Here is a 19,455-nt window from a genome sequence, read left to right on the forward strand (position 1 = left end):
TGTTTTATGGCATGAGCCGGAAAAGGAGGAAATGGCGCATTAGAGAAAACTCTGCGGATCGATGTCGAGCTGAACCTGTACTGATCCGCGCTCCTTCGGTGACTGCGACAGCATCGCCCGCAGAAATCCCTGCATGTCGGAGTTGCGCCGTCCGTGGACCAAGAGGCGGAAGCGGTGGCGGCCGCGCACCAGCGCAAGCGGCGCTTCCGCCGGGCCGAGCACTGAGATGCCGGAGACCTGGGGGGCTGCGTTGCGCATGCCGCGCGCATGGTTCTCCGCGTCATGGCGCGTTTCGGCCGAAACGATGATCGAGGCGAGCCGACCGAAGGGCGGCAATGCCGCGCGTTCGCGCTCGGTAATTTCGCGTTCATAAAAGGCATCCGAATCGCCGGAAACGATGGCCTGCATGACCGGATGCTGCGGCTGGTAGGTCTGCAGCAGCCCGTGGCTCTTGAGGCCGGTGCGCCCGGCGCGCCCCGTCACCTGCGACAGAAGCTGAAAGGTGCGCTCGGCCGCACGCGGATCGCCATTGGCAAGGCCGAGGTCGGCATCGACGATACCGACCAGCGTCATCAGCGGAAAATTATGCCCCTTGGCGACGAGCTGTGTGCCGATGACGATATCGGCCTCACCCTTGGCGATTGCATCAAGCTCCAGCCGCAGCCGCTTCACCCCGCCCATCATGTCCGAGGAGAGAACGATCGTCCGCGCCTCGGGGAAATGCCGCTCCACCTCTTCGGCGATGCGCTCGACGCCTGGCCCGCAGGCGACCAGATGGTCGAGCGTGCCGCACTCCGGGCATGCTTCCGGCGTGCGCTCGGCATGGCCGCATTGATGGCACTGCAGCTGCTTGCGGAAGCGATGCTCGACCAACCAGCTGGAACATTGCGGGCATTGGAAGCGGTGACCGCAGACCCGGCAGAGCGTCAGCGGCGCATAACCACGCCGATTGAGAAAGAGCAGCGCCTGCTGGCGCCTCTCCACGGTCTTGCCGATCGCCCGGATCAGCAGCGGCGACAGGAAGCCACCCCGCTCCGGCGCGTGCCTGCGCATATCGATGAGATGCAGGTCCGGCAGCGCCGCGTCGCCGAAACGCGTGGGCAGGTGAACGGTGCTGTAGCGGCCGCTCTGCCCGTTGACCTGGCTTTCGACCGACGGTGTCGCAGAGACCAGGATGACGGGAAAATCGCCGATGCGGCCGCGCACGACGGCCATGTCGCGAGCATTATAGAAGACGCGATCCTCCTGCTTGTAGGCCGGATCATGCTCCTCGTCGACGATGATGAGGCCGAGGTCCTCGAAAGGCAGGAAAAGCGCCGAGCGGGCGCCGGCGACGACCCGTACCTCGCCGGTCACCGCCTGGCGCCAGACCTTTTCACGCATGCGCGGGGCGAGATCGGAATGCCATTCGGCGGGCTTTGCCCCGAAGCGATCCTGAAAACGCTCGAGGAAACTGGCCGTCAGCGCGATCTCCGGCAGCAGAATCAGCACCTGCTTGCCACGTTTCAGCGTCTCGGCGATCGCCTCGAAATAGACTTCCGTTTTGCCGGAGCCGGTCACCCCGTCGATCAGCGACACTGAAAATTCGCCCCTGCGGACGTCGGAGATGATCTCCGCGGCCGCCTCTTTCTGCGGCCCTTCCAGGCGCGCAGCGGCAAAGTCGGGATCCGCCATCGCCACAACGGGCGGCGGCGGCAGGAACACCGTTTCGAAAATGCCGAGCGTGATCAGCCCATCGACGACGCTCGTCGAAACGCCGGCCGCATGCGCCAGACCGCTGCGCGTCCAGGAGAGGCCGTCGGAAGCGGCCGCGAGCACGCGCGCACGTGCCGGTGTCATCCGCTCGGGTTCGCCGCCGACGAATTTCAGCCCCTCCACCATCGGCTCCGGCTCGAAGGCGTTCGGCGCCCTGAGCGCCATGCGCGCGACGAGGCCGGGCGGGGAGAGCGTGTAGCTCGCCACCCAATCGATGAAATCCCGCATCTCCTTGGAAAGCGGCGGGCAATCGAAGACATGGCTGATCGGCCGAAGCTTCTTCGGATCGACGCCATCTTCGCCGCCGTCCCAGACGACACCGATCACCTGCCGCGGCCCGAGCGGCACCTGCACGACAGAGCCGGGCTCGACCGCCATGCCCTCCGGCACCGAGTAGGAATAGGGTTTCGGCGCCGGCATCGGCACCAGCACCGGAACCGTTCGGTTCGCGGGCGGTGCTTCGAAAATCGCGCCAAAGAGATCGGACGAATCTATGCTCATCGCGCGAGACCATGCCCGCAAATCGATGGAATTGGAACCGCAAAGACGCGATGGTTCGTCGGGCGACAACGTTGATAACGAAGACTCGCCAAGATGGACCGCGCCTTGAGAAAAGGTTGCGGAGCAAACAATTGGCCGCCTAGATGCCAGAAGATTTGTTCGATAGCTGAATCGGAGAGCATGAATGGCCAGACTGACCGAGAATGCCAAAGGCGTCTACGTTATCGCCGTAACTCCCCTTGCCGATGACGGCGCTCTCGATCTCGAAAGCATCGACAGCATGGTCGATTTCTATGAAGGCGCCGGCGTCACCGGCCTGACGGTGCTCGGCCAGCTCGGCGAGGCCCCGAAGCTGACCTCCGAGGAATCACGGATCGTGGTCGAGCGTGTACTGAAGCGCCTCGACGGGCGCCTTCCGGTGGTCGTCGGCGTGTCGGCGCCCGGGCTTGCTCCGATGCGCGAGCTCGCCGAGGCCGTTATGGGCGAAGGTGCCGCCGGCGTCATGGTTGCGCCGCCTTGGACCATCAGGACCGACGATCAGGTCTTCGCCTTTTACCAGTCGGTTGGTGATACCCTGGGTGATACGCCTTTCGTGCTGCAGGACTATCCGCTTACCACCAACGTGACGATCGCACCCGCGGTCATCGAGCGCATTGTCAGAGAAGTGCCCAATTGCGTCATGCTCAAACATGAGGATTGGCCGGGCCTGTCGAAAATCACCGCGCTTCGCGCAGCCGGCGACAAGGGCGGCATGCGGCGCATCTCCATCCTCTGCGGCAATGGCGGGCTTTTCCTGCCGGAGGAGATGGGTCGCGGCGCCGATGGCGCCATGACCGGCTTCTGTTATCCCGAGATGATGGTCGGCGTGGTCGAAGCCTATAGCGCCGGCAATCCCGAGCGCGCCCACGAAATCTTCGATGCCTATCTGCCGCTCGCCCGCTATGAACAGCAGCAGGGCATCGGTCTTGCCTGCCGCAAATACGTGCTTGCCAAGCGCGGCGTCATCAAGTCCGCCACCCTGCGCAAGCCGGGCGCCAGGCTGTCGGCGCTCGACATTGCCGATGTCGAGCGGCTTTTGGCCCGCCAGGCGGTCCGCCTCAAGGAGATCGGCGCATGATGGTGTGCGATCTCGCCTCAACCGCGCAGATCGAGAACATGGGTATAACAATCCTGGTGACGGGGACGAAATTCAAGCGACTCGCAAAATTTCGCCGCACCGTCGTTTCCCGCATGCACGGTGACACAACGGCAGAAGCGCCGCGCGTGATCCAGAAGGGTGAGCGCAAGCATCCGCCCGACGCCGCGACTGCGCATAGCGGGGCGAACGTAGAAACGCCGCATCCGCAGCGTTTCCGGCAGGGCGGGTTCGATCGTCATGCCACCGACACCAACGAGTGCTTCGTCCGCAAAGGCGCCGAGCAGCCTTTCGCCGTCACGCGCGAAGCGGATGTCGCCAGCTGCCCACTCATCGATAAGCCGGCCGATATGGAGATGGCCCTCCTGTCGGGCTTCGTGCGCAAGCCCCACCATCGCCTCCGGCAACCCATCATGGAAAATGCGAATATCGATCGTCACGGCTCTAGATGGCCAGAACCGACATCTCGCGCGGCATCGCCGCAGCCGGCCCGCCGACCGGCACGAATGTCGCGTCCCCATCGCGGGCCATGTCGTGGACCGTATGTTTCTCCAGCGCCTTCGTCACCTCGTTGGCATCGCCGTCCAGATGTTCGGCGGGAATGAGATTGCCGATCACGAAATCGAAGCGGTCGCCGCGCTTGTTCAAGAGTTCGTGGAAAACCGTCATGTCGCGAAGCTCCGTCGACCACTTCGCCAGCCAATAAAAAAGGCCGGAATTGCGCGCCGTCATGTGGACGGGGAGGATCGGCAGATTGTATTTGCGCGCCAGCCCGACCGCCGACGTTTTCCATGGGCGTTCGTTGAGCCGGCCATTGGCCCAATAGGCGATGCGGCCCGATGGAAAGAGCACCGTCGCCTTGCCTTCCCGCACAGCGTGGTTCGTCAATTGCAGCGTCTCGCGCGCCTTGAGCTTGCTCTTGTGCTCCTCCCGCCATTCGACGGGGATGACCATCTCGGCGAAACGCGGGTTGACGCGGATCGCATCGCGATTGGCAAAGAACATCATATCAGGCCGGCGCGTTTTCAGGAGGTCGAATACGGCAACCCCGTCGGCAATGCCCGTGGGGTGATTGCTGACGAGGATGAAGCCGCCGCTATCAGGAATGCGTTCGCCGTTAGCGACGCCGATGTCGAGCTTCAGCACGTCGCTCAGATATTCGAACGACTGGAACCCTGACATCTTGGCAACCGCATTGGCGAATTCGATCGCCTTGTTGTAGCGCAGAAGCGTGTAGAGGAACGGTCGCATGACCGGCCAGAGCGGATGTTTCACGATCCTCTGGCCGCGTTCGGCAATCAGCGTGTCGACGATGTGACCGGGCTTTCCCTGTGAAACGAGAGCGATCGCTTCCGCGAGTTGTCCGAAAGCCGTCATGGAATCGCGCCGTGCCATGAAAGATCCTGTCTATGGGCTGTAAGCTATCGCAGTACAATATGATCGAAGGATGACAAAGGCTTGGCCGGCATTAGCAATTCCATAACCGTTCCTGCTTCAAATTGGCGGACTTGAAGGCAAATTCAAGGCCAGCAATGTGAATGAACTGCTTGTAATCGCCGACCCGCGCCTGATGGCGGAACGCGCTGCGTGGCTCGAAAACCTCGCTCGTGAACGCCGTCTTTCCGAGCATACGCTCGATGCTTATGAGCGCGACACCCGCCAGTTTCTGACCTTCCTGACAGGTCATCTCGCCGGCCCGGCAACGCTCGGCGATATCAGGGAATTGCGCCCCGCCGATTTCCGCGCCTTCCTGGCTGCTCGGCGCAGGCAAGGCTCCGGCGCCCGTTCGCTCGGCCGCAATCTCGCCGGCCTTCGTTCGCTGTTGCGTCACCTGGAAAAGAAGGGCCTGGTCAATGCCGCCGGCGCCGGTGCGATCCGTTCGCCGAAACAGCCGAAGTCGCTGCCCAAACCGCTCTCGGACACGCAGGCGATCACCATCGTCAGCGATGGAGCCCAGCTGCATGATGAACCCTGGATTGCCGCGCGCGATGCGGCTGTTATGACCCTGCTCTACGGCTGTGGCCTGCGCATTTCCGAAGCGCTGGGTCTCGTTCCCGCCGACCTGCCGAAGGGCGCGACGACGCTGCGCATCACCGGCAAAGGCAACAAGACACGGCTGGTGCCGCTGCTGCCCGTAGTGTTCGACGCCGTCGAGAAATATCGCGCGCTCTGCCCATATGATCTCGAAAGCGGTGAGCCGCTGTTTCGCGGCGCCCGCGGCGGCAAGCTGCAGGCGGCGATCATCCAGCGGGCCATGCAGAAGCTGCGCGGCGCCTTCGGCCTGCCGGAGACGGCGACGCCGCATGCACTCCGCCACTCCTTCGCCACCCATCTGCTTGCCGGCGGTGGCGATCTGCGCACCATCCAGGAACTGCTCGGCCACGCCAGCCTTTCGACAACGCAGGTTTATACCGGCGTCGATGCATCGCGGCTGCTTGAGGTGTATGATCGAGCCCATCCGCGCGCTTGACGCATCTCGTCCAAAATGCGCAGCGCTTGTGACGACGGCATCTCCTTTTGTCGACAAGCTCAGCGCCCATGAATCCGCCTGAAGCGATGCGCTAAGTTTTCGTTAACGCATTCTCTTAAAGGATTATGCGCAAGCCGAGCGTAGAGCAGAAGCGATAGGGCATGTGGGGAATACCAGGATGACGACTTCAATCAGCCGCCGGGCTTTTTTCCTCGCAGCACCCGGCAATCTGCTGCTCTGGCTGATTGCAGCCTTCCACGTGCTGCTTGTTGCGGCTCTGTTTGTCGCCCTCCTCGCCGCAAGGCCGGCGGCGGCCGAAGACACAGCCTGCACCGGCCGCAATCTGATGGTCGACTTACAGCAGAGCGACCCCGCGCGATACGCCGAGGCGGTCAAGGAAGCCGAGGCAACGCCGAACGGCAAGGGCATCTTCTGGAAGATCGAGAAGCCTGGACTTGCCCCTTCATGGCTGCTCGGCAGCATGCATGTGACCGATCCCCGTGTGCTTGCCCTGCCGCCGCGCGCCCAGGCCGCCCACGACGCAGCCAATACGATCATCATCGAATCCGACGAGATCCTCGATGAGCGCAAGGCGACGGCCGCCCTGCTCGCACGGCCGGAACTGACAATGTTCACCGACGGCACGACGATCGATAAGCTGCTCTCTGTCGAGGACTACAAGCGCCTGGAAGCCGGCCTCAAGCAGCGCGGCATCCCGCTCAGCGCCGTCTCCCGCATGCGGCCATGGATGATCTCCAGCGCCGTCGCCCTTCCGGCCTGCGAACTCGCCCGCAAGGCCAGAGGCGTGCAGTTCCTCGACCAGAAGATCGCCACCGACGCCGTTGCTCAGGGCAAGCAGGTCAAGGGGCTGGAGACCCTTGCCGAACAGATCCAGGCCATGGCCGACCTGCCGGTGGAATTCCATATGAAGTCGCTGATCGAGACGCTGGAACTCGGCGACAAGATGAGCGACGTCGTCGAAACGATGACCGATCTCTACCTCTCCGGCGATATCGGCATGACCATGCCGATGCTGAAGACGGTGACGCCGACGAATGAAGAACAGGCCGGTGACTACGCCGCCTTCGAACAGCGCGTCATCCTCGATCGCAACAAGGTGATGGCCGAGCGCGCCACTCCCATTCTCGACGGCGGCAATGTTTTCATGGCCGTCGGCGCCCTGCACCTGCCCGGCCAGGGCGGCGTCATCGAACTGCTGCGCAAGCAGGGTTTTACGGTGACGGCCGTAAACTGAAGCATGCCCCCGGAATAATCAGCCGCAATGGCAGCTCCTCGAGACTGACAACCTCAGTTTTTATACGTCAGATGGCGCTCAGCCGAGCGTCATGCGGCGCAGCACATTGCTTTTCCAATAGAACTGATGGGCGAGCGCGCCCGCGACATGGGCCGCAATCAGCGCCCAGAGAATGATCTTCAGGATATCCGCGTGCAACGACCCCGCGGGATTGACGCCAAAATAATAGCCGGCGATGCCCGTAAGCGGCATGGCGAAGATCAGGATGTAGAGACCGGCATGCGCAAGCTTCGCCGCAAGACGGAAGATCGCCGGCTCCTCCGCCGCCTCGGCCGGCACGCCGTTGACGAAGCGCAGTCCGAGCCTGACGGCAGCGAGCAGCAGGATGGCGATGCCGACGTAGGCATGGATGTTGGCCGACGCAATCTGCTCCGGCGTCGGCACCTCGCCTCTGCGCATGAGCCGATGCCAGATGTTCATGCCGTCAGGAAACAGCAGATTGAAGAAGATCAAAAGCGCCACCGTCCAATGAAGCAAGCGCTGGGTAAGGCTGTAACCCTTGGTGGACGGCTTTTGCATTTTCTAACCTTCGTTACATGCCGATGTCTGCGATGCGCCAAAATTAAAACAGCCGCCTGCCTCGCGGCAAGCGGCTGAACGCTTCATTACGAAGATGTAAGATTACATGTGGATCGGCTTGAAGAAGGTCGCGAGCGCAGCTTCCTTGACCGCTTCCGACATCGTCGGATGCGCGTGGCAGCTGCGGCCGAGATCTTCCGACGAACCGCCGAACTCCATCAGCACGGCAATCTCGTGGATCATCTCGCCGGCGCCGAAACCGACGATATGGCCGCCGAGCACGCGGTCGGTGTCCTTGTCGGCGAGGATCTTGACGAAGCCGTCGGTCGCCAGCATCGCGCGGGCGCGGCCGTTCGCCGTGAACGGGAACTTGCCGACCTTGTAGGCGATACCCGCCGCCTTCAGCTCTTCCTCGGTCTTGCCGACCGAGGCGATCTCGGGCTGCGTATAGACGACACTCGGAATCACATCGTAATTCACATGGCCATGCTGTCCGGCGAGGATTTCGGCCAGCGCCACACCCTCGTCTTCCGCCTTGTGCGCCAGCATCGGGCCCTTGACCACATCGCCGATCGCATAGATGCCGGCGACATTGGTCTTGAAGTGACCGTCGATCTCGACACGGCCGCGATTGTCGAGCGCAACACCGGCCTCTTCGAGGCCGAGACCTGCCGTATAAGGCTTGCGGCCGGTGGCGATCAGCACGACGTCGGCGTCGAGCGTCACGGCGTCGCCGCCCTTGACCGGCTCGAAGGTGACCTTGGCGCCCTTCTCACCCTTTTCGACGCCGGTGACCTTGGCGCCGAGATGGAAATCGATGCCCTGCTTGGCAAGCATGCGCTGGAACTGTTTGGAGACTTCGCCGTCCATGCCGCCGAGGATGGTGTCGAGATATTCCACGACGGTGACCTTGGCGCCGAGGCGCGACCAGACCGAACCGAGTTCGAGGCCGATGACGCCGCCGCCGACGACGATCAGCGTTTCCGGCACCTTGTCCAGCGCGATGCCGCCGGTGGACGAGATGATGGTCCTTTCATCGATCTCGACCTGCACGCCGGGAATGCCGGCGACATCCGAACCGGTGGCGATGACGATGTTCTTGCCTTCGATCTCCTGCATCTGGCCGTCCTCGGTGGTGACGGCAACCTTGCCGGCCGAGACGATCTTGCCGGTGCCCTGGAAGGCATCGATCTTGTTCTTCTTGAAGAGGAAGGCGACGCCGTCGACATTCGCCTTCACCGTCGCATCCTTGTGCGCCATCATATTGCCAAGGTTGAGCGTCGGCGCCGGGATGTCGATGCCGAGCGCGCTCATGCCGTGACCGGCCTGATGGAACATTTCGGAGGCATGCAGCAGCGCCTTCGACGGGATGCAGCCGACGTTCAGGCAGGTGCCGCCATAGGTGGCGCGCTTTTCGACAACGGCGACCTTGAGGCCGAGTTGGGCTGCCTTGACGGCGCAGACATAGCCGCCCGGGCCGGTTCCGATAATGATCACATCATAAGACATTGCTTCTTTTCCCTTTGAATTTTTCGTTTAGTCGGCGGCGCGCGATAGCGCGAGGCGGAAGCCGAAGGCGACGAGTGCCGCTCCGGTGATGCGGTTGAACCATTTGCCATTGGCAATGAAGCGGTCACGGATCGTCTTGACCGTGAAGAATTTGGAGACGCCGGCAAACCAGCCCATGCCGAGGCCGGTGATGATGGCGGCGAAATCGGCGCCCGACACGACGAGGAAGATCGAGAAGACGGCCATCAGGCCGAGGAATTCGAGAATATACTGCATGCTGCTTTTTGCCCCGTCCCTCTAGCGGCCGCCGCTCACATTGAGGATCGCGCCCGTGACATAGGAGGCGGAAGGAGAAAGAAGATAGAGGATAGCGTCCGCCACCTCCTCGGCGGTGCCCGGACGCTGCATCGGCACCGACGGCGCCATTTCGCGCGCCCGGTCCGGCAGTCCGCCGGAAGCATGCAGATCGGTTTCGATGATACCGGGTCTGACGGCATTCACACGAATACCCTCCGCCGCGACCTCACGCGCAAGCCCGATGGTGAAGGTATCGATCGCCGCCTTCGAGGCCGCATAATCGACATACTGTGTCGCCGAGCCGAGGATTGCCGCCATCGACGAAACGTTGACGATCGCGCCGCCCCGCCCATTATGACGGCTCGACATCCGGCGAACGGCCTCTCCCGCGCACAGGATGGAGCCGGTCACATTGACGCGCAGCATCCTTTCGATCCGCTCCATCGACATTTCGTCGACCCGCTGCGGGTAGTCGACAATGCCGGCATTGTTGACCAGCCCATCGAGCCGGCCGAAATGGCGATCGACCGCGGCAAACATGGCTGCAATATCGGCAGCCGTGCCGACATCGCCCTGGATCGCCATGGCCTCGCCGCCGGCCTCAGTGATCGTCGCAACGACAGCTTCCGCCGCCTGTCGGCTGGAGGCATAATTCACGGCGACGCGCCAGCCCTGGCGCGCGGCGAGCCGGCAGACCGCGGCGCCAATGCCCCGGCTACCGCCGGTCACGAGAACAACAGGTGCATCACTCATGTCGCACACTCCTTGAAAGTCATCACGTCCCAGGGCGCCACCGAAGCCTTGCCCTCGCCCCAGGCGCTCGATTCACGAATGGCGGGACCAAGGCCCGGAAGCACGAGCTTTTCGGCCGCCGCCGCACCCTCCGGCTGCAGATTGTCCATCTCGCCCTTGGCATTCATACCGTAGACGGCGCCCTGCCAGACGGTGCAGGCATCGAGGTCGGCGCCGGTTGCGTCCCCCTCCGGGCAATTGAACATCAGGATGCCGATCGCCCGCACCGGATCTTCCGACGGCATCACGTAGCCTTCCATGACGACGGATGTCTCGAGCGCATTGACCTTGAACTGGTTGCTGGCGGCAGCCGAGGGAGAATTCAGCGGTGTAAAACGCAGTTCATAGGCGCCGTCACGGTCGACGTAAACGGCGTGCTCTTGTTTGCAGTCGGCAGCGAACGCAACAACTGGAATAGCGAAAACCGCGGCAGCTGCAATCGCAGCTGCACCTCTCCGCCCTGCCATGATCCCGATCGTCCCGCTCATTGCACCTTCGGCTCTCGCCGTCCGTCGGCCTTCTCGATCACACCAAAATCCGTCAACAGCACCAATGGACGGCCGTCCTTGTCGAGGCCCCAGAAGACAGGATAGACACCGTCGCCCCAGCCGCTCCAGAACACGGCGACATTGCCCTTCTTGCCGGCAATCGGCCGGTGCAGCGCATAGTGGTTCTTGTTGGCATCGAGCTCCGAAGCCAGCACGTCGTCGTAATAGTTGATGTCGGCATCCGGCTTCTGCGCCTGGACCTGCGCTTGCCGCTCGTCGATCAGCGCCAGCGTATCGGCGTCCATGTAACAGCCAACGCCGGCATCGACAGGATAGCCGAAGATCTCGTCATCTTTCAGCGTCGCCGGGTCCTGCCCGGGAAGGACGGCTAACTCCCAATGATCGGGTTTGCCCTCGGCCAACCGCATGCTCGCCGCCGCGATGCGCCCGAAGGCCCGGTAGAGCGTCACCGAATAGTCGCCCGGCGCAACTGTTCTTGCCAGCGCCGGACGATCCGGCTGAGCAAGCGGATCGGCCGCGACGATGCGCCCCGACGTCAGCTCGACATCGCCCATATGGACCACGTCGATCGACCGGCTGGAGAGTTCGGCATCATCAAGCGCCACCAGTTCGAAATTGCTGCTGGCCCTGCCGACATCCCAGCCGGCAGCCGACGCGGAGACCGGGGCATGCGCGGCGGCAGCGCAAAGAAGAAGGCGCGCCGCTCGCATGATCCGGTTCCGCATCGAAATGCTCCCTTAGAGATCGAGAACCAGACGTTCCGGATCTTCGAGGCTTTCCTTGACGCGCACGAGGAAAGTGACTGCTTCCTTGCCGTCGACGATGCGGTGATCGTAGGAAAGCGCCAGATACATCATCGGGCGGATGACCACCTGGCCGCCGATCGCAACCGGCCGTTCCTGGATCTTGTGCATGCCGAGAATGCCGGACTGCGGCGCGTTGAGGATCGGCGAGGACATCAGCGAGCCGTAAACACCACCATTGGTAATGGTGAAGGTGCCCCCCTGCATGTCGGCCATGGAGAGCGAGCCGTCACGGGCTGCCTTGGCAAGACGGCCGAGGTCCTTCTCGATTTCGGCGATCGACATCTGGTCGGCATCGCGGATGACAGGAACGACGAGGCCCTTGTCGGTGCCAACGGCCATGCCGACATGGCAGTAGTTCTTGTAGATGACGTCGGTGCCGTCGATCTCGGCATTGACCGCCGGCAATTCCTTCAGCGCATGCGTTACTGCCTTGGTGAAGAAGCCCATGAAGCCGAGCTTGACGCCGTGCTTCTTCTCGAAAATGTCCTTGTACTTGTTGCGCAGGTCCATGACCGCCTTCATGTCCACCTCGTTATAGGTGGTGAGCATGGCGGCGGTGTTCTGCGCGTCCTTGAGGCGCTTGGCGATCGTCTGGCGCAGGCGCGTCATCTTCACGCGCTCTTCGCGCGAGGCATCCTCGACCGTCGACGGGCCACGCGCTGCAACCGGCGCCGCTGCGGGTACGGCCGCCGGAGCGGAAATGCCCTTGGCGACGGCGGCAATGACATCGCCCTTCAGCACCTGGCCACGTTTGCCGCTGCCGTCGATCTGATCGGCGGAAAGATTGCTTTCAGCCAGCATCTTCGCAGCCGCCGGTGCCGGCGGCATGGTGGAGACGGAAGCGCTCGACGAGGATGCAGCGGCAGCAGCAGCCGGCTGGGCCGCGGCAGCCGGGGCCGGCTGGGCGGGAACGGCAGCCGGTGCGGCAGCAGCCGACGCAGCAGCACCAGCACCTTCGGCGATCTGGCCGAGCAGCGCACCGAGGCCGACGGTCTCGCCGGCGGCGGCGACGATTTCCGACAGCGTGCCGGAGACGGGCGCCGGAACTTCGATGGTCACCTTGTCGGTTTCAAGCTCCAGAATCGGCTCGTCGGCCTTGATGGCGTCGCCGACCTTCTTGAACCAGGTGCCGACGGTTGCCTCGCTGACGGATTCACCGAGAGTTGGAACGCGGATTTCTGTGGCCATTGTTCAAATCCTGATTTCGTGTGTTTTCGTTTATGCGTTTCAGACGGCGGGCGGCCGCAAAATGACCGAGGGCATCGGCAAAATATCGAAACGGAACCCGAGACCGGACGCGATGATCGGATCGCCGTCGGCAAGAGCTTGCGCCGCCGGCTGATCCTCCACTTCGACGACTGCCATGCCGAAGGCGCCTGCACCCTCGAACACGGGACCGACGACAATGGCCGATCCCGCAAGGGCCTGCCGATGCCAATATTCGACATGGCGTTTCATCGCCGCCATTTCCTCCCCCGTTCCGTCATGCGGAAAAGTGGGGCGCGGCGGCAGCAGTCTTAAAAAGAAATAAGCCATTGCGCGCCCCTTTGATTTAGCCGCCCAATGCATCCTCGAGGAATGCGGCGAGCTGCGACAGATGCTTCGACATCAGGCCCGTCGCCGGCGAGGCGGCGGCCGGGCGGCCGGTATAGCGGACGCGCTGGTACTTCGCGTCGATATGGGCGAGCACCCACTCGAGGAACGGGTCGATGAACGACCATGCGCCCATGTTCTTCGGCTCCTCCTGGCACCAGACCATCTCGGCGTTGCGGAAGCGCGACAGCTCGTTGATGAGGGCCTTAGCCGGGAAAGGATAAAGCTGTTCGACGCGCAGCAGGTAGATGTCGTCGATACCGCGCTTTTCACGCTCTTCGAGAAGATCGTAATAAACCTTGCCGGAGCACATGACGACACGGCGGATCTTATTGTCCTTCTGCAGCTTGATCGGGCCGTCCTTGATCACTTCGGCATCGTCCCAGAGCAGGCGATGGAAAGCCGATTCGCCGGCGAGTTCCGCAAGCGTCGAGACTGCCCGCTTGTGGCGAAGCAGCGATTTCGGAGTCATCAGGATCAGCGGCTTGCGGAAGTCGCGCTTCAGCTGCCGGCGCAGGATGTGGAAGTAGTTCGCCGGCGTCGTGACGTTGGCGACCTGCATGTTGTCTTCCGCGCAGAGCTGCAGGAAGCGTTCCAGACGAGCTGAGGAGTGCTCCGGGCCCTGGCCTTCATAGCCGTGCGGCAGCAGGCAGACGAGGCCGGACATGCGCAGCCACTTGCGTTCGCCCGACGAGATGAATTGGTCGAAGACCACCTGCGCGCCGTTGGCGAAATCGCCGAACTGCGCTTCCCAGAGCGTCAGCGCATTCGGGCGGGCGAGCGAGTAGCCGTATTCGAAGCCGAGCACGGCCTCTTCCGAAAGCATCGAGTTGATGACTTCGTAGCGGGCCTGCGTCGGCGAAAGATTGGCGAGCGGAATGTAGCGTTCCTCGGTTTCCTGATCATAGAGAACCGAATGGCGTTGCGAGAAGGTGCCGCGTTCGCAATCCTGACCGGACAGGCGGATCTTGTGGCCTTCGAGGCAAAGCGCGCCGAAAGCGAGCGCTTCGGCCATCGCCCAGTCGAGGCCCTCGCCGGTGGCGATCATGTTGGCCCGGTTTTCCATGAAACGCTGGATCGTGCGGTGCGCGTTGAAGCCCGCCGGGATTTCCGAGAGCTTGCGGCCGATCTCCTTCAGCGTCTTCATCGGCACCGCGGTCTTGCCGCGGCGCTGTTCGTCGGCATTGTCGGCCGTGCGCAGGCCCGACCACTCGCCATCCAGCCAATCGGCCTTATTAGGCTTATAGCTCTGGCCGGCGTCGAACTCCTGCTCGAGATGCGCGCGCCAGTCGGCCTTCATCTTCTCGACTTCGCCTTCGGTGAGCAGTCCCTCGGCGACGAGGCGCGCCGCATAAAGCTGCAGCACGGTCTTGTGGCCGCGAATGACCTTGTACATCTTCGGCTGCGTGAAGGACGGCTCATCGCCTTCATTGTGGCCGTAGCGGCGATAGCAGAACATGTCGAGCACCACAGGCTTGTGGAACTTCATGCGGAATTCGGTCGCGATCTTGGCTGCGTAGACGACCGCTTCCGGATCGTCACCGTTGACGTGCAGGATCGGCGCTTCGATCATCTTGGCGACATCGGACGGATAGGGCGACGAGCGCGAAAAGGCCGGGTTCGTCGTGAAACCGATCTGATTGTTGATGATAACGTGCATGGTGCCGGCAACACGGTGGCCGCGCAGACCGGAAAGACCGAGGATTTCGGCAATGACGCCCTGACCGGCGAAAGCCGCATCGCCGTGGATCAGCAGCGGCAGAACCTTGGAGCGTTCGGAAAGCGGAATGATGTCGCCTTCCCACACCGTAGCGCTCATGTCCTGCTTGGCGCGCGCCTTGCCCATGACGACGGGATCGACGATTTCGAGATGCGACGGGTTTGCCGTCAGCGACACGTGTACCTTGTTGCCGTCGAATTCGCGGTCGGAGGATGCACCGAGATGATACTTGACGTCACCGGAGCCTTCGACTTCATCGGGTGCGTAGGAACCGCCCTTGAATTCGTGGAAGATGGCGCGGTGCGGCTTGCCCATGACCTGCGAGAGCACGTTGAGGCGGCCGCGATGGGCCATGCCGAACACGGCTTCCTTCAGGCCGAGATGACCGCCGCGCTTCAGGATCTGCTCCAGAGCCGGGATCAGCGATTCGCCGCCGTCGAGGCCGAAGCGCTTGGTGCCCTTGAACTTGACGTCGAGGAACTGTTCGTAGCCTTCGGCTTCGACGAGCTTGGCAAGGATCGCCTTCTTGCCTTCAGCGGTGAAGGCCACGCCCTTGTCGGGGCCTTCGATGCGCTCCTGGATCCAGGCTTTCTCTTCCGGGTTGGAAATATGCATGAATTCGACGCCGAGTGTCGAGCAATAGGTGCGCTCGAGGATCTCGATCATCTCGGGGATGGTCGCATATTCCAGGCCGAGCACGTTGTCGATGAAGATCTTGCGGTCGTAATCGGCTGATGTGAAGCCGTAATTCTCAGGCGACAGCTCGCGATAATCGTCGACGGCGGCGGCGATTCCGAGCGGATCGAGCTTGGCATGCAGGTGGCCGCGCATGCGGTAGGCGCGGATCATCATGATGGCGCGGACGGAATCGCGCGTCGCCTGCAGCACGTCGGTGCTGTCGGCAGGCTTGCCCTCGGCTTCGGCCTTGGCCTTCACCTTCGTCTCGATCGCCTTTTCGACGATGCCCCAGTCGCCGTCGAGCGCCGACACCAGATCGCCGCGAGGTGCCAGCGGCCAGTTCTTCCTGCGCCAGGATGCTCCCTTGGCCGCCTTCTTCACATCGGCAGGATCGTCTTCCAGCGCCTTGAAGAAGGTGCGCCATTGATCGTCGACCGACGCCGGATCCTCTTCGTAGCGCGCATAGAGCTGCTCGATATAGGCCGCGTTGGCGCCATCCAGAAACGAGGTGATCTGAAACTGCTCGTTGGCTTCTTGCCGTGCCATGGTGATATGCGGACGCTTCGGCCCGCCTCCTGACTTGATGATTTTGCCGGCTCATCGCCGGCTGCCGCATTCGATCGCCGCCTGTCCGCGGCGCATCTGCCGGTCTCGTTTGCGAACCGGGCGGAAGGCGCAGATGCCGTTCCTCCGCCCGGTCTATAGGTGGCTTCAGCCCTTCAGGACTTCAACCAGCGTCTTGCCCAACCGGGCCGGAGACGGCGACACCTTGATGCCTGCCGATTCCATCGCCGCGATCTTCGATTCCGCGTCACCCTTGCCGCCTGATACCACGGCGCCGGCATGGCCCATGGTACGGCCCTTCGGCGCCGTACGGCCGGCGATGAAGCCGGCCATCGGCTTCTTGCGGCCCTTCTTGGCTTCGTCCTTGAGGAACTGAGCCGCGTCTTCTTCAGCAGAGCCGCCGATTTCGCCGATCATGATGATCGAGGTCGTGGCTTCGTCGGCCAGGAACATCTCGAGCACGTCGATGAACTCGGTGCCCTTGACCGGGTCGCCGCCGATGCCGACGGCCGTCGTCTGGCCGAGACCTTCGTTGGAGGTCTGGAAGACGGCTTCATAGGTCAGCGTGCCCGAGCGGGACACGATGCCGACTGAGCCCTTGCGGAAGATCGAGCCCGGCATGATGCCGATCTTGCACTCTTCCGGCGTCATGATGCCCGGGCAGTTCGGCCCAAGCAGTCGCGACTTGGAGCGGTCGAGGCGAGCCTTGACGCGCACCATGTCCATGACCGGGATGCCTTCGGTGATGCAGGTGATGAACGGGATCTCGGCGTCGATCGCTTCGATGATCGCGTCGGCAGCGCCGGCCGGCGGAACGTAGATGACCGATGCGTTGGCGCCGGTCTTTTCCTTGCCTTCGGCGACGGTCGCGAAGATCGGCAGGCTTTCGCCCTTCGCGCCGGTCCAGGTTTCGCCGCCCTTCTTCGGGTGGATACCGCCGACCATCTGGGTGCCGTAGTAAGCGAGCGCCTGTTCGGTGTGGAACGTGCCGGTTTTGCCGGTCAGACCCTGAACGAGGACCTTGGTGTCTTTATTGACGAGAATAGACATTCTTTCCGATCCCTCAAAATTAGCCGTTGATCGCCGCGACGATCTTCTTGGCCGCATCGTCCAAGTCGTCAGCCGCCGTGATCGCGAGACCCGACTCGTTCAGGATCTTCTTGCCGAGCTCGACATTGGTGCCTTCAAGGCGCACGACGAGCGGAACCTTGAGGCCGACTTCCTTGACCGCGGCAATGACGCCCTCGGCGATGACGTCGCACTTCATGATGCCGCCGAAGATGTTGACGAGAATGCCTTCGACCTTGGGGTCTGCGGTGATGATCTTGAACGCCGCAGCGACCTTCTCCTTGCCGGCGCCGCCGCCGACGTCGCAGAAGTTGGCCGGCTCCTTGCCGTAGAGCTTGATGATGTCCATCGTCGCCATGGCGAGGCCCGCGCCGTTGACCATGCAGCCGATATTGCCGTCGAGCGCAACATAGGCGAGGTCCCACTTGGAAGCCTCGATTTCCTTGGCGTCTTCTTCGGTCTCGTCGCGCAGCGCCCGGACGTCGTCGTGACGGAAGAGCGCATTGCCGTCGAACGACATCTTGGCGTCGAGGACGCGCAGATGGCCATTCTTCATGACGATCAGCGGGTTGATTTCGAGAAGGGACATGTCCTTCTCGTTGAAGGCCTTGTAGAGCAGCGGGAAGAGCGACTTGGCGTCTTCTGCGGCAGCGCCTTCGAGCTTGAGAGCGGCGGAGATCTTGGCGACGTCGGCAGCCGTCACGCCGGCTTCTGGATCGATGGCGATGGTCTGGATCTTCTCGGGCGTATCGTGGGCGACAGCTTCGATGTCCATGCCGCCTTCGGTGGAGACGACGAAGGCGACCTTACCGACCGAGCGGTCGACCAGCAGCGAGCAGTAGAGTTCGCGTTCGATGTCGGCGCCGTCTTCGATATAAAGGCGATTGACCTGCTTGCCGGCTACGCCGGTCTGCGCAGTCACCAGCGTGTTGCCGAGCATCTCCTTGACGTTGGCAACGACGTCTTCGATCGACTTGGCGAGACGTACGCCGCCTTTGGCTTCCGGCGACAGTTCCTTGAACTTGCCCTTGCCGCGGCCGCCCGCATGGATCTGGCTCTTGACCACGTAAAGCGGGCCGGGAAGCGACTTGGCGGCCGCCTCGGCCTCTTCAACCTTGAGAATTGCCACACCCTCGGCAACCGGTGCGCCATAGCCCTTCAGCAGAGCCTTGGCCTGATATTCATGAATGTTCATGGGTCTATCCCTGTTTCGATTACTTCAGCGCCGATTACTTCAGGGCAGGCGCGATGTTGATGCAGGCTTCGCAAAGACCGGCGACGGCGCCGACCGACTTGTCGAAGGCTTCCTTCTCGGACTTGTTGAGGTCGATCTCGATGACGCGCTCGACGCCGCCGGCGCCGATGACGGTGGGAACGCCGACATACATATCCTTGACGCCGTACTGGCCGGTCAGATGGGCCGCGCAAGGCAGGACGCGCTTCTTGTCCTTGAGGTAGGATTCGGCCATTTCGATCGCCGAGGCAGCCGGCGCATAATAGGCCGAACCGGTCTTCAGCAGGCCGACGATCTCGGCGCCGCCGTCACGGGTGCGCTGGATGATCTCTTCGAGGCGCTCCTTGGTGACCCAGCCCATGGTGACGAGGTCGGTGAGCGGAATGCCGCCGACCGTCGAGTAGCGGGCGAGCGGCACCATCGTGTCGCCGTGGCCACCGAGTACGAAGGCCGTCACGTCCTGAACGGAGACGTTGAATTCCTTGGCGAGGAAGAGACGGAAGCGCGAGGAGTCGAGAACGCCGGCCATGCCGACGACCTTGTTGGCCGGAAGGCCGGAAAACTTCTGCAGCGCCCAGACCATGGCGTCGAGCGGATTGGTGATGCAGATGACGAAGGCGTTCGGGGCATACTTCTTGATACCGGCGCCGACCTGCTCCATGACCTTGAGGTTGATGCCGAGAAGGTCGTCGCGGCTCATGCCCGGCTTGCGCGGGACGCCGGCGGTGACGATGCAGACGTCGGCGCCTTCGATCGCCGAATAGTCGCTGGCGCCGGTCAGATTGGCGTCGAAGCCTTCGACCGGAGAGGACTGTGCGATGTCGAGGCCCTTGCCCTGGGGGATGCCGTCGGCGATGTCGAAGAGGACGATGTCGCCCAGCTCCTTCAGGCCGGCGAGATGCGCCAGCGTGCCACCAATCATGCCAGAACCAATGAGTGCGATCTTGTTACGCGCCATTTCGCTGTTTCCTTTGCGATCAAATTCGTCGA

18 protein-coding genes are annotated in these 19,455 nt (G+C 62.7%); 3 read left to right on the forward strand and 15 right to left on the reverse strand.

Translation table 11 applies throughout. From position 1 onward, the window contains the following. Window positions 1–39 precede the first annotated feature (39 nt). The gene (locus Tal182_RS20960; protein WP_085860618.1) at window positions 40–2,256 is read right to left on the reverse strand and encodes a primosomal protein N'; all 2,217 of its coding nucleotides are present in this window, start codon (window positions 2,254–2,256) and stop codon (window positions 40–42) included. 184 nt (window positions 2,257–2,440) lie between these two features. Between Tal182_RS20960 and Tal182_RS20965 the strand changes: the two genes are divergently transcribed. Then, window positions 2,441–3,373: a dihydrodipicolinate synthase family protein gene (locus Tal182_RS20965; RefSeq protein ID WP_085860619.1), complete on the forward strand. Its 933-nt coding sequence runs from the start codon at window positions 2,441–2,443 to the stop codon at window positions 3,371–3,373. A gap of 17 nt (window positions 3,374–3,390) precedes the next feature. Here Tal182_RS20965 and Tal182_RS20970 read toward each other — a convergent pair whose 3' ends face one another. Then, window positions 3,391–3,831, reverse strand: coding sequence for a GNAT family N-acetyltransferase (locus tag Tal182_RS20970; protein WP_085860620.1), 441 nt, complete (start codon window positions 3,829–3,831; stop codon window positions 3,391–3,393). 4 nt (window positions 3,832–3,835) lie between these two features. Further along, window positions 3,836–4,786, reverse strand: a complete 951-nt coding sequence (locus Tal182_RS20975; RefSeq protein WP_085860621.1) for a GNAT family N-acetyltransferase — start codon at window positions 4,784–4,786, stop codon at window positions 3,836–3,838. Between the two features lie 139 nt (window positions 4,787–4,925). Between Tal182_RS20975 and Tal182_RS20980 the strand changes: the two genes are divergently transcribed. Continuing rightward, window positions 4,926–5,861 carry a tyrosine recombinase XerC gene (locus Tal182_RS20980; protein WP_064805409.1) on the forward strand — a complete coding sequence of 312 codons (936 nt, stop codon included), beginning with the start codon at window positions 4,926–4,928 and terminating at the stop codon, window positions 5,859–5,861. 178 nt (window positions 5,862–6,039) lie between these two features. Beyond that, window positions 6,040–7,116 carry a TraB/GumN family protein gene (locus Tal182_RS20985; protein ID WP_085860622.1) on the forward strand — a complete coding sequence of 359 codons (1,077 nt, stop codon included), beginning with the start codon at window positions 6,040–6,042 and terminating at the stop codon, window positions 7,114–7,116. A 78-nt stretch (window positions 7,117–7,194) separates the two neighbouring features. Here the strand turns inward: Tal182_RS20985 and Tal182_RS20990 are convergent, their stop codons facing one another. From Tal182_RS20990 to mdh, 12 genes are all read right to left on the reverse strand, one after another. Then, complete coding sequence (locus Tal182_RS20990; protein WP_085860623.1) at window positions 7,195–7,695, reverse strand: cytochrome b; 501 nt, start codon at window positions 7,693–7,695, stop codon at window positions 7,195–7,197. Window positions 7,696–7,797: 102 nt separating this feature from the next. Continuing rightward, complete coding sequence (gene lpdA / locus Tal182_RS20995) at window positions 7,798–9,204, reverse strand: dihydrolipoyl dehydrogenase (RefSeq protein WP_085860624.1); 1,407 nt, start codon at window positions 9,202–9,204, stop codon at window positions 7,798–7,800. Between the two features lie 27 nt (window positions 9,205–9,231). Next, the gene (locus Tal182_RS21000; protein ID WP_085860625.1) at window positions 9,232–9,480 is read right to left on the reverse strand and encodes a hypothetical protein; all 249 of its coding nucleotides are present in this window, start codon (window positions 9,478–9,480) and stop codon (window positions 9,232–9,234) included. Between the two features lie 21 nt (window positions 9,481–9,501). After that, entirely contained in the window at window positions 9,502–10,254 is a 753-nt protein-coding gene (locus Tal182_RS21005) for an SDR family oxidoreductase (protein WP_085860626.1), read from the reverse strand. Continuing rightward, window positions 10,251–10,781, reverse strand: coding sequence for a hypothetical protein (locus Tal182_RS21010; RefSeq protein ID WP_085860627.1), 531 nt, complete (start codon window positions 10,779–10,781; stop codon window positions 10,251–10,253). Before Tal182_RS21010 ends, Tal182_RS21005 begins: the two co-directional genes overlap by 4 nt. Further along, window positions 10,778–11,527, reverse strand: a complete 750-nt coding sequence (locus Tal182_RS21015; RefSeq protein WP_085860628.1) for a DUF4241 domain-containing protein — start codon at window positions 11,525–11,527, stop codon at window positions 10,778–10,780. Before Tal182_RS21015 ends, Tal182_RS21010 begins: the two co-directional genes overlap by 4 nt. Before the next feature lie 12 nt (window positions 11,528–11,539). Beyond that, window positions 11,540–12,796, reverse strand: a complete 1,257-nt coding sequence (gene odhB / locus Tal182_RS21020; protein ID WP_064805424.1) for a 2-oxoglutarate dehydrogenase complex dihydrolipoyllysine-residue succinyltransferase — start codon at window positions 12,794–12,796, stop codon at window positions 11,540–11,542. A gap of 39 nt (window positions 12,797–12,835) precedes the next feature. Continuing rightward, the gene (locus Tal182_RS21025) at window positions 12,836–13,144 is read right to left on the reverse strand and encodes a YciI family protein (protein WP_085860629.1); all 309 of its coding nucleotides are present in this window, start codon (window positions 13,142–13,144) and stop codon (window positions 12,836–12,838) included. A 16-nt stretch (window positions 13,145–13,160) separates the two neighbouring features. Continuing rightward, on the reverse strand, window positions 13,161–16,145 hold the full coding sequence (locus Tal182_RS21030; RefSeq protein WP_064805427.1) for a 2-oxoglutarate dehydrogenase E1 component: 2,985 nt from the start codon (window positions 16,143–16,145) through the stop codon (window positions 13,161–13,163). 165 nt (window positions 16,146–16,310) lie between these two features. Further along, window positions 16,311–17,213: a succinate--CoA ligase subunit alpha gene (sucD, locus tag Tal182_RS21035; protein WP_064805429.1), complete on the reverse strand. Its 903-nt coding sequence runs from the start codon at window positions 17,211–17,213 to the stop codon at window positions 16,311–16,313. Window positions 17,214–17,232: 19 nt separating this feature from the next. After that, the gene (sucC, locus tag Tal182_RS21040; protein ID WP_064805431.1) at window positions 17,233–18,426 is read right to left on the reverse strand and encodes an ADP-forming succinate--CoA ligase subunit beta; all 1,194 of its coding nucleotides are present in this window, start codon (window positions 18,424–18,426) and stop codon (window positions 17,233–17,235) included. Window positions 18,427–18,460: 34 nt separating this feature from the next. Further along, on the reverse strand, window positions 18,461–19,423 hold the full coding sequence (mdh, locus tag Tal182_RS21045; protein ID WP_085860630.1) for a malate dehydrogenase: 963 nt from the start codon (window positions 19,421–19,423) through the stop codon (window positions 18,461–18,463). Window positions 19,424–19,455: the final 32 nt, after the last annotated feature.

It is taken from the genome of Rhizobium sp. TAL182 (assembly GCF_002117725.1).
Classification (GTDB): domain Bacteria; phylum Pseudomonadota; class Alphaproteobacteria; order Rhizobiales; family Rhizobiaceae; genus Rhizobium; species Rhizobium esperanzae.